The sequence below is a fragment of the Citrobacter sp. wls827 genome (assembly GCF_005280875.1).
Lineage (GTDB): Bacteria > Pseudomonadota > Gammaproteobacteria > Enterobacterales > Enterobacteriaceae > Citrobacter > Citrobacter youngae.
Genome location: NZ_SZWR01000001.1, coordinates 259,946 through 270,151, shown reverse-complemented (window position 1 = coordinate 270,151; position 10,206 = coordinate 259,946). Strand labels below are relative to the sequence as shown.

Genomic DNA, 10,206 nt, shown 5'->3' with positions numbered 1-10,206 from the left:
CTCGCCACCTCTGCGGAGGTGGCGCGATTTACCTGTTTGCAGTGCGTCCTAACGGAACCACTAACGGCGTTCCGGCAACCGGATCGTCGATAATCATACACCGTAGCCCATAGATTTTTTCAATGAGCTCTGCCGTGACAATCTCTTTCGGCGCACCCTCGGCGACGATCTTTCCATCACGAAGTGCAATCAGATGGGTGGCATAGCGACACGCCTGATTCAGGTCGTGCAGAACGGCGGCCAGCGTGTAACCTTTCTCCCGGTTTAGCTCACTCAACAGCTCCAGCAGATCAATCTGATGGCTGATATCCAGCCAGGTGGTCGGTTCGTCGAGCAGCATAATCGACGTTTCTTGTGCCAGCACCATCGCTATCCACGCGCGTTGGCGTTGACCGCCGGAGAGGGTATCCACACTTTGCGCCGCCAGATGCGTGATCCCCGTGGCCTGCATCGCGTGGGTTACCGCGATTTCATCTTCTTTACGCCAGCGGGTAAATAAAGGTTGATGTGGATAACGCCCACGAGCAACCAGCTCCTGCACGGTAATATCGCCCGGCGTGGTGGCATTTTGCGCCAGCAGACCAATTCTGCGTGCGACCTCTTTACTGGGGTAATGTTGAATATGTTCGCCATCGAGCCAGACTTTGCCGTGCGCGGGCGTCATCAGACGACTCAATGTACGTAGCAGCGTGGACTTTCCACAACCGTTGGGGCCAATAATGGCAGTGAAGTGACCATCGGGGATCGAGACATTAAGGTTTTCTGCCACGGTAAACTTGCCATAACCCAGCGTTAACTGGTCGCCACGCAAACGGGCTACTGATTCGGTCATTTTTTGCGGGACTCCTGAATTAACAAGACGATAAGGTAAATACCGCCGAGGCTTACGGTGACAACGCCAACCGGAAGCTGATAAGGCATAAATAGCTGCTGAGCGCATAAATCCGCCATCAGCAGTAGCAGGGCGCCGCACAGCGCCGACTGCGTTAATCCCCAACGTGCCGTGCCGCTAAGCCGACGCGCGATGTGTGGGGCAACCAGGGCAATAAACGAGATAGGTCCTGCCAGTGCGGTGGCGGCGGCGGTCAGCACAACGGCGACCAGCATCATCATTAAACGTGAACGCTCTACGCTGACTCCAAGCGCACAGGCGCTGTCATCACCCATTTCCAGTAAACGCAGGCGGCGTACCAACAGCGCGGCGCACCCCAGCATCACGATAATCAGCGGCGCAGAAGGCCAGGTCTTCGCCCAGGTCAGACCGTTGAGCGATCCGGCGTTCCACAGCCCGGCGGTCAGCGCGGTTTCTAAGGACGCCTTCAGCAGCAGCCAGGTGTTGAAGGCTACCAGCATAGCGCGAATGCCGATCCCGATGATGATCAGCCGGAAGGTGTCGATGCCGTTGCGCCAGGCCAGCGCCCAGACCACCAGCGAAGTCAGGATCCCGCCGAGCATTGCCGCCAGCGCGATGGCGGTAAGATGCTGACCAAACAGCACCATTGCCACCAGTACGCCGCTCCAGGCACCGGTATTGAAGCCCATCACGTCCGGGCTACCCAGCGGGTTACGCATCAATGACTGGAATATCGCGCCGCTAACGCCCAGCGCCGCGCCAATCAGCAGCGCCATCAACACGCGTGGTAATCTCCACTCGGTCACCACCAGCGTAATGCTACGCGGTGCATCACCGAACAGGGCGGCAATAATTTGCGGGGTCTCGAGCATAACGGCACCGCTACGCAGGCTCCACAATCCAACGGCCAGGCAACCGACGACCAGCAGCAGACAACTGACAATCAGGCGACGGGAGAGGTGCATCATGCGCCACCCCCGCGCGATTTACGGCGTACCAGAAAGATAAGCACCGGCGCGCCGATAAACGCGCTGACGACCGAGACGCGCAGCTCGCCGGGCACAATCAGACGACCGATGATATCGGCAATCAACAGCAGAGAAGGGGTGGCCAGCAGAGTGACGGGCAGCGACCAGCGATGATCTGCGCCCACCAGCCAGCGTGCCATATGCGGCATCATCAGGCCGATAAAGGCTATAGGGCCGACGATGGCGGTCGCACTTCCGCACAGTACGGTAATCACCAACAGGCCAATAAACTGGGTACGCGCAACTTTGCTCCCCAACGCCGTTGCGGTGTCGCTTCCCAGACTGAGGCTATTCAGAGCACGGCTGAGGAACAGCGCGACAGCACCGGCCATCAGGACCGGGATCAGCACGACTTTCAGCGTCTGCAGGCTGCGGATATCCAGTGAACCGGCTTGCCAGAAACGCAACTGGTCGTAGACGTCCGGGTTGAGCAGGGCGATGCCTGTGGATAATCCTTCCAGAACAGCACCCAGCGCAACACCGGCCAATGTCAGACGTACCGGGCTGAGCTGCCCGCCGCCCTGACTGCCGGTAAATGCCACGATCAGCGATGCGACCAGCGCACCGGCAAAAGCCATCAGCAGTTGTTCTTGCGCAGAGGAGAAGCCGAACAGTGCGGCCCCCAGCACAATAGCAAAGCTGGCACCAGAGTTGACGCCCAGAATACCGGGATCGGCGAGAGGGTTTCGCGTGAGCGTTTGCATCAGCGCACCCGCCAGGCCCAGTGCACCACCTGCGAGGAGCCCTGCCAGCGTACGCGGGAGTCGCGCGTCCAGCACGATGGTGCAATCGGCGCTTTGACAACTGCCGGTGAGTGCATCAAATACCACGGAGGTGGGCAGCGACTTTGCGCCAATAACCAGACTTAATGCCGTGGTGAGAACAAGTAGTAACAACAGTCCGGGCACGGCGAAGGCGCGTGTCACGGAAATAGAGCATGACATATCAACTTCCCTGATAATGATAGTAATTATCGTTATCGATCTTATTTGGATATGTTAGCATGTGCAGCCATTGAATGGATATTGAAAAAGTACCTGGTAAGGCTCTGTAATGAATCGACAATCCTGGCTGCTTAATCTCAGCCTGTTAAAGACCCATCCTGCATTTCGCGCCGTCTTCCTCGCCCGTTTTATTTCCATTGTCTCTCTGGGGCTATTGGGGGTTGCGGTCCCGGTACAGATCCAGATGATGACGCAGTCGACCTGGCAGGTCGGTTTGTCGGTTACGCTGACCGGGAGCGCCATGTTTATTGGTCTGATGGTGGGCGGCGTACTGGCCGATCGCTATGAGCGCAAAAAGGTGATCCTGCTGGCTCGCGGAACCTGTGGGATCGGTTTTATTGGCCTGTGTCTGAACGCGCTGCTGCCCGAACCGTCGTTGCTGGCTATCTATGTTCTTGGTTTATGGGATGGCTTTTTCGCCTCGCTGGGTGTCACTGCGTTGCTGGCGGCGACGCCGGCGCTGGTCGGGCGTGAAAATCTGATGCAGGCCGGGGCGATTACCATGCTGACTGTGCGTCTGGGATCGGTGATTTCGCCAATGCTTGGTGGGGTGTTGCTGGCGACCGGTGGCGTGGCCTGGAACTACGGCCTGGCGGCGGCGGGTACATTTATTACCTTGCTGCCGTTGTTGAGCCTTCCCGCGTTACCGCCTCCGCCGCAGCCGCGCGAGCATCCTCTGAAATCGCTGCTGGCAGCATTTCGCTTTCTGCTTGCCAGCCCGCTGATTGGCGGCATTGCGCTGCTTGGCGGTCTGTTAACCATGGCGAGCGCCGTGCGCGTGCTGTATCCGGCACTGGCGATAAACTGGCAGATGTCGAGCGCACAGATTGGGTTACTGTATGCGGCTATTCCACTGGGCGCGGCCATCGGGGCTTTAACCAGTGGGCAACTGGCACACAGCGTGCGTCCGGGTCTGATTATGCTGGCATCAACTGTGGCCTCTTTCCTGGCTATCGGTCTGTTTGGCTTGATGCCGGTCTGGCAGCTTGGTGTGGTTTGTCTGGCGCTGTTTGGCTGGCTGAGTGCGGTCAGTTCTTTGTTGCAGTACACCCTGTTACAGACGCAGACGCCGGAAGCGATGCTCGGGCGAATTAACGGTTTGTGGACCGCACAGAACGTCACCGGCGATGCGATTGGCGCGGCGCTGTTAGGGGGGCTGGGGGCGATGATGACGCCTGCGGCCTCGGCAAGCGTCAGTGGGTTTGGGTTGGTGATTGTCGGTCTTTTACTGCTGCTGTTGTTGGGAGAAGTGCGCCGATTCCGGCAAGTTCCCGTGAATGTCTGATCGCGTTATGCGCTACGGATTGTAGGCCGGATAAGGCGTTAGCCGCATCCGGCACTGACCATTAAAACAGAGCCGACAGACGTTGCAGCAGCAGCGTTGCGCTGTAGTAGTCGAGACGGAAGGTTTCCGTGCCCAGCGCATAGACGCGTCTGTTTTGCACAGCAGGCAGATGCGCCAGCAGTGGATTAGCGTAAATCGCATCGGCATCTTTGCTGTCGCCTGCAAACAGGAACAGCGCTTCGCCATTCAGACCCGCCGCCAGGTTTTCACCACCAAGCTGGATAATATCGTGACGTTTACCCTGGCTCTGGCTGGTATGTAGTCCGGCAGGTAGTGGTGCCAGCGTGAAACCGAGCTGTTCCATCAGCTTGCCTTGCGCGGACTCCGGCGTCCACAGGTTGGCGCTGTGTGCGGCTGCGGTATACACCAGCGCACTGACTGGCTGTGGCGGCAGGGTGATACGTTGCTTTACCGCGAGCAGTTGCTTATCAAACTCAGCAATACGCGCCGCTGCCTGTTGCTCCTGCCCGGTGATTTCACCTAATTGTGTCAGCAGTGACTGCCAGCTTTTGTCGTCGTAATTAATGATAAGCGTAGGGGCTATGGTGGACAGTTGATCGTACAGTGCAAGCGCGGAATCTCCCCCGGTGGCGCTGACCAGAATCAGATCCGGCATTTGTGCTGCAACGGCTTCGGCGCTCGGCTCGCCAATATACAGGCGGCTCAGTTTGCGTTCTTTGGCGACGTCGCTCCACTGGCGTAAAAAGCCCTGAGCATCACCAATACGGTTATTCGGTGTCGTGGCACCGCTGGCAATGATAGGCGCATCAATAGCGAGCAGAGAACCGGTGAGCGTGACGCTGGTGGACACAATGCGCAGTGGCTTATGTTCCAGCGTGTGCGTGCCGCGGCTGTCGGTAACCTGGCGTGGCCAGTCAGCGGCATGGCTTAAAGAAATTCCTGAAATAACGAGTCCAACCAGTAACAGCGCAGTGCGGTAAAACGCGGAAAATCTCACAAATAAGCTTCCTGTTATCAATGTGGTTAATGCTTCTCATTTTCATTGTTACGCGTCAGGGATGCAAGCCTAAGTCGCACATTGTGTTACCACAAGAGTTGACATACTGACGCTTTGCTTTTAGGTTAGCGACCGAAAATATAAATGATAATCATTATTAAAGCCTTTATCATTTTATGGAGGATGATATGGACACGTCACTGGCCGAGGAAAAAACGCAGACTATGGCAACTCTCGCTCCCGACAGTTTTTTCTTTATGTCGCCGTATCGTAGTTTTACGACGTCAGGATGCTTCGCCCGCTATGCGGAACCGGCAATTGATGGTGATTCACCAGACAGCCCTTTCCAACAGAAAATGCACGCACTGTTTGCGCAGGCCAAATCGCAGGGCATCGCAAACCCCATTATGGTAGGGGCCATTCCCTTTGACACCCGCCAGCCCTCGTCGCTGTTTATTCCTAAATCATGGCAAAGCTTCTCACGCACGGCAAAGCAGCAATCAGCACGTTACTTTACTGCCCATCAGTCGCTGAATGTCGTTGAGCGTAAATCGATTCCTGAGCAGGATTTTTTCGAAGATATGGTCGCCAGAGCAGCGGCGCTGACGGCAACCCCGGAAGTCGACAAAGTGGTGCTGTCTCGCCTGATTGATGTGACCGCCGACGCCAATATCGACAGTGGTGCGCTGCTGGAGCGGCTGGTAGCGCAAAACCCGGCAAGCTACAACTTCCATGTGCCCATCGACGATGGCGGTGTACTGATCGGCGCCAGCCCGGAATTGCTGTTACGCAAAGAAGGCGACCATTTCAGTTCGCTGCCGCTGGCGGGATCTGCGCGTCGCCAACCGGACGATGTTCTGGACCGGGAGGCTGGGATCCGTCTGTTAGCTTCCGAGAAAGATCGCCATGAACACGAACTGGTCACCCAGGCGATGAAAGCGGTTCTGCGTGATCGCAGCAGTGAGTTGCAACTTCCTTCGTCTCCGCAACTGGTCACCACGCCCACGCTCTGGCATCTCGGTACCCCGTTTGAAGGTAAAGCCAATGCCCAGGAAAACGCACTGACGCTGGCTTGTCTGCTGCATCCAACACCGGCGCTAAGTGGCTTCCCGCATCAGGTCGCACGTAAACTTATCGCCGAACTGGAGCCGTTCGATCGCGAACTTTTCGGCGGCATTGTTGGCTGGTGTGATTCGCAGGGCAACGGCGAATGGGTCGTGACGATCCGCTGTGCGAAACTGCTGCGTAATCAGGTACGTTTTTTCGCCGGAGCCGGCATTGTACCCGCCTCGTCACCGATTGCGGAGTGGCGTGAAACAGGTGCCAAGCTATCCACCATGTTGAATGTTTTTGGACTGCATTAAGCGCCTGGTCTACCAGGCTATTCAGGCCTTATCGACAGGCTCTAAGGAGCAATAATGAGTATTCCTTTCACCCGTTGGCCGGAAGAGTTTGCCCGCCGCTACCGTGAAAAAGGCTACTGGCAGGATTTGCCGCTGACCGACATTCTGACCCGCCACGCCGATTGCGACCAGACGGCGGTGATTGACGGGGAACGCCATCTTAGCTACCGCCAGTTAAATCAGGCGACGGATAATCTTGCCTGTAGCCTGCGTTGTCAGGGGATCAAATCCGGCGAGACCGCACTGGTGCAGTTAGGCAACGTGGCTGAGCTGTATATCACTTTCTTCGCACTGCTCAAACTGGGCGTGGCTCCCGTATTGGCACTGTTTAGCCATCAGCGTAACGAACTCAACGCCTACGCAGCGCAAATTAAACCGGCGTTACTGATTGCCGATCGCCAGCATGCGTTATTCAGTGACGACGAGTTTCTGAATACCTTTGTTGCCGAACACAATTCAGTGCGCGTGGTCCAGTTGCTCAATGATGACGGCGAACACAATCTGCAAACGGCTATAAGCCAACCCGCAACGGCGTTTACCGCCACGCCATCGCCTGCCGATGAAGTGGCGTATTTCCAGCTTTCCGGCGGCACGACCGGGACGCCAAAGCTGATCCCGCGTACCCACAATGATTACTACTACAGCGTGCGCCGCAGCAACGAGATTTGCCATTTCACTGGAGAAACGCGCTATCTGTGCGCTATTCCAGCGGCGCATAACTACGCCATGAGTTCGCCTGGCGCGCTGGGCGTTTTCCTCGCGGGTGGAACAGTGGTGCTGGCGGCAGACCCGAGCGCGACGTTGTGCTTTCCGTTGATTGAACAGCATCAGGTAAACGTTACGGCGTTGGTACCGCCAGCGGTGAGTCTGTGGCTGCAGGCAATTCAGGAGTGGGGCAGTAACGCACAACTGGCTTCGCTGAAACTGTTGCAGGTGGGAGGCGCGCGGCTTTCGGCTTCGCTTGCCGCTCGCATTCCGGCGGAAATAGGCTGCCAGTTGCAGCAGGTCTTCGGTATGGCGGAAGGGCTGGTGAACTACACCCGTCTGGACGACAGTCCCGAGCGCATCATCAATACCCAGGGCCGTCCGATGTGCCCTGACGATGAGGTTTGGGTGGCAGACGCTGACGGTAATCCTTTACCACAGGGCGAGACCGGACGCCTGATGACGCGTGGCCCGTACACCTTCCGGGGTTACTTCAATAGCCCTGAACACAATGCCAGCGCGTTTGATGCTAACGGATTCTATTGCTCTGGTGATCTGATCGCCATTGATCGGGATGGTTACATCACCGTGCAGGGGCGCGAGAAAGATCAGATTAACCGCGGCGGGGAGAAGATCGCTGCCGAAGAAATCGAAAACTTGTTACTGCGCCATCCGACGGTGATTCATGCGGCATTGGTCAGTGTGGATGACGAACTGATGGGCGAGAAAAGCTGCGCCTGCCTGGTGGTGAAAGAGCCGCTGCGCGCGGTACAGGTGCGTCGTTTTCTGCGCGAACAGGGCGTGGCGGAATTCAAATTGCCGGACCGTGTCGAGTGCGTTGAGTCATTGCCGCTGACCCCGGTAGGCAAAGTGGATAAAAAACAATTACGTCAGTGGCTGGCATCACGTTCACCGGCCTGAAGGAGAAGAAGAAATGGCAATCCCTAAACTGCAGGCTTATGCGCTGCCAACGGCGCTTGATGTTCCGGCAAATAAAGTTGACTGGGCATTTGAACCAGAACGCGCCGCGCTGCTAATCCACGACATGCAGGACTATTTTATCGGCTTTTGGGGCGAGAACTGCCCGATGATGGAACAGGTAGTGGCCAACATCGCCGCGCTGCGTCAGTACTGTAAAGCACATAATATTCCGGTCTATTACACTGCGCAGCCGAAAGAACAAAGCGATGAAGACCGTGCGTTGTTGAACGATATGTGGGGACCCGGCCTGACGCGCTCGCCTGAACAGCAAAAAATCGTCGATGCGCTGGCACCGGACGAAGCGGATACCATTCTGGTTAAATGGCGTTACAGCGCGTTTCATCGTTCACCGCTGGAGCAGATGCTAAGAGACACTGGACGTAACCAGCTGATCATCACCGGCGTGTATGCGCATATTGGCTGCATGACCACCGCGACTGATGCCTTCATGCGTGATATTAAGCCGTTTATGGTCGCAGATGCGCTGGCGGACTTTAGCCGTGATGAACACCTGATGTCACTGAAATACGTGGCGGGGCGTTCCGGTCGCGTGGTGATGACCCAGGAGTTACTGCCGACACCTGTTCCGGACAGTAAAGATGCGCTGCGCAGCGTGATTCTGCCGCTACTCGATGAGTCTGAAGAGCCAATGGATGACGAAAACTTAATCGATTACGGTCTGGACTCAGTACGTATGATGGCGCTGGCGGCCCGTTGGCGGAAAGTGCATGGCGATATCGACTTTGTGATGCTGGCGAAAAAACCGACCATTGACGCCTGGTGGACGCTGCTCTCCCGCGAGGTGAAGTGATGGCCGGATTTGACTTCACAGGGAAAACCGTCTGGATAACCGGCGCGGGAAAAGGCATTGGCTACACCACGGCGCTGGCGTTTGTTGATGCCGGGGCACAGGTTACGGGCTTCGACCGCGAGTTCGCGCTGGCAGAGTATCCCTTTGCCACTGAGGTGATGGACGTGGCGAACGCGCAGCAGGTGGCGCAGGTATGCGAGCGTTTGCTGGCGAATACCGGGCGTCTCGACATACTGGTGAACGCCGCAGGGATCCTGCGTATGGGACCAACCGACGCGCTGAGCGTGGAGGACTGGCAGCAAACCTTTGCCGTCAACGTGGGCGGAGCATTCAATTTGTTTCAGCAGACGATGGCGCAGTTTCGTCGCCAGCGGGGCGGGGCAATTGTCACCGTCGCATCGGATGCGGCGCACACGCCGCGTATCGGCATGAGTGCTTATGGGGCGTCAAAAGCCGCGCTGAAAAGCCTGGCGCTAACCGTGGGACTTGAACTGGCGGGCAGCGGCGTGCGCTGCAATGTGGTTTCGCCAGGCTCGACCGATACCGACATGCAGCGTACGTTGTGGGTCAGTGATGATGCGGAACAGCAGCGTATTCGAGGGTTTGGCGAGCAGTTTAAGCTCGGCATTCCGTTGGGGAAAATCGCCCGGCCGCAGGAGATCGCCAACACGATTTTATTCCTCGCCTCCGATCTGGCCAGCCACATTACGTTGCAGGATATTGTGGTGGACGGCGGCTCCACGCTGGGGGCATGACGATGATCTGGAAACGTCATTTAACGCTGGATGAACTGAATGCCACCAGTCAGAACACCATGGTGGCGCATCTGGGTATGGTTTATACCCGACTGAGTGATGATGTGCTGGAAGCCGAAATGCCGGTGGATGAGCGTACGCATCAGCCGTTTGGTTTGCTGCACGGCGGAGCGTCGGCGGCTCTGGCGGAAACGTTGGGGTCAATGGCGGGTTATCTGATGACTCGAGACGGGCAGTGTGTGGTGGGAACTGAGTTGAACGCCACGCATCACCGCGCAGTATCGCAGGGGAAAGTGCGCGGTGTGTGCCAGCCGTTGTATCTTGGGCGACAGAATCAAAGCTGGGAAATCGTCATCTTTGATG

The 10,206-nt window shown here is 57.0% G+C and carries 10 protein-coding genes; 6 read left to right on the top strand and 4 right to left on the bottom strand.

Annotated elements, in window-relative coordinates; all coding sequences use genetic code 11:
• Positions 1–28: 28 nt before the first annotated feature.
• Genes fepC through fepD form a run of 3 tightly spaced genes read right to left on the bottom strand, consistent with a single transcriptional unit; the run spans position 29 to position 2,825 of the window.
• Positions 29–832 (bottom strand): iron-enterobactin ABC transporter ATP-binding protein, encoded by an 804-nt coding sequence (fepC, locus tag FDX03_RS01285; RefSeq protein ID WP_005123456.1) that lies wholly within the window; start codon positions 830–832, stop codon positions 29–31.
• Positions 829–1,821, bottom strand: coding sequence for an iron-enterobactin ABC transporter permease (gene fepG, locus FDX03_RS01280; RefSeq protein ID WP_048212332.1), 993 nt, complete (start codon positions 1,819–1,821; stop codon positions 829–831). Before fepG ends, fepC begins: the two co-directional genes overlap by 4 nt.
• A complete protein-coding gene (gene fepD, locus FDX03_RS01275) occupies positions 1,818–2,825 on the bottom strand; it encodes a Fe(3+)-siderophore ABC transporter permease (RefSeq protein ID WP_048212331.1) in 1,008 nt (335 codons plus the stop codon). Before fepD ends, fepG begins: the two co-directional genes overlap by 4 nt.
• Positions 2,826–2,934: 109 nt before the next feature.
• Between fepD and entS the strand changes: the two genes are divergently transcribed.
• The gene (entS, locus tag FDX03_RS01270; RefSeq protein ID WP_061067491.1) at positions 2,935–4,170 is read left to right on the top strand and encodes an enterobactin transporter EntS; all 1,236 of its coding nucleotides are present in this window, start codon (positions 2,935–2,937) and stop codon (positions 4,168–4,170) included.
• A gap of 61 nt (positions 4,171–4,231) precedes the next feature.
• Here the strand turns inward: entS and fepB are convergent, their stop codons facing one another.
• A complete protein-coding gene (gene fepB, locus FDX03_RS01265; protein ID WP_061067492.1) occupies positions 4,232–5,188 on the bottom strand; it encodes a Fe2+-enterobactin ABC transporter substrate-binding protein in 957 nt (318 codons plus the stop codon).
• Between the two features lie 188 nt (positions 5,189–5,376).
• On the opposite strand from fepB, the gene entC reads away from it, so the two are divergent.
• The 5 genes from entC to entH all read left to right on the top strand — a co-directional run.
• Positions 5,377–6,552 carry an isochorismate synthase EntC gene (entC, locus tag FDX03_RS01260; RefSeq protein WP_048212328.1) on the top strand — a complete coding sequence of 392 codons (1,176 nt, stop codon included), beginning with the start codon at positions 5,377–5,379 and terminating at the stop codon, positions 6,550–6,552.
• Positions 6,553–6,606: 54 nt separating this feature from the next.
• Positions 6,607–8,217 carry a (2,3-dihydroxybenzoyl)adenylate synthase EntE gene (gene entE, locus FDX03_RS01255; RefSeq protein ID WP_137345369.1) on the top strand — a complete coding sequence of 537 codons (1,611 nt, stop codon included), beginning with the start codon at positions 6,607–6,609 and terminating at the stop codon, positions 8,215–8,217.
• Positions 8,218–8,230: 13 nt separating this feature from the next.
• Positions 8,231–9,088: an isochorismatase gene (locus tag FDX03_RS01250; RefSeq protein WP_115600785.1), complete on the top strand. Its 858-nt coding sequence runs from the start codon at positions 8,231–8,233 to the stop codon at positions 9,086–9,088.
• Positions 9,088–9,843, top strand: coding sequence for a 2,3-dihydro-2,3-dihydroxybenzoate dehydrogenase EntA (gene entA / locus FDX03_RS01245; protein ID WP_048212325.1), 756 nt, complete (start codon positions 9,088–9,090; stop codon positions 9,841–9,843). Before FDX03_RS01250 ends, entA begins: the two co-directional genes overlap by 1 nt.
• Positions 9,844–9,845: 2 nt before the next feature.
• A partial coding sequence (gene entH / locus FDX03_RS01240; RefSeq protein ID WP_137345453.1) for a proofreading thioesterase EntH occupies positions 9,846–10,206 on the top strand: 361 nt, incomplete at its 3' end.